The organism is Gilvimarinus sp. 1_MG-2023 (assembly GCF_030548285.1).
The window spans coordinates 1-390 of sequence record NZ_JAUOSC010000277.1 but is presented as its reverse complement, the minus strand read 5'-3'; the positions used below and the strand labels follow the sequence as shown (position 1 = coordinate 390).

General features: G+C 51.5%; 1 protein-coding gene. It reads right to left on the bottom strand.

Going from position 1 to position 390, the window contains the following annotated elements; genetic code table 11:
• On the bottom strand, nucleotides 1-240 hold a 240-nt coding region (locus tag Q4563_RS16780; protein ID WP_303605298.1), incomplete at its 3' end, for a carboxymuconolactone decarboxylase family protein.
• Nucleotides 241-390 lie beyond the last annotated feature (150 nt).

The window sequence follows — 390 nt, the reverse complement described above, 5'->3', positions numbered from 1 at the left end:
AATATGGCCTTTTAACTCAGCCGGCGACTTTAACGCCGTGAGCATGGCAATCATAACCAGCGAACGTACATTACGCGGCAAACCATCACGCTGCCAGGTTGACCCCCAGGCATGTTCGTTAATCCAATCCTGCAAAGGCTCCGTCAGCGCTGTGGTATTTTGCTGCGCCCGCTGGACAAAATCTGCCCCCATAACTTCGGTCCGTACCTTGAGACCATTCGCCTTGCTCTGTTCCGACATAAACATTCTCCTGCCAGTCGTAAAACGGTGATAAGTATCAGAGCGTCAGATTATCAGGAAAGAAGATTCCCAGAACAATAAGGTCAGAAGGTCAGAAGGTCAGACCTCACACCAGTACGACATGGATTGCGCACCGGAGCAGGTGGCCAC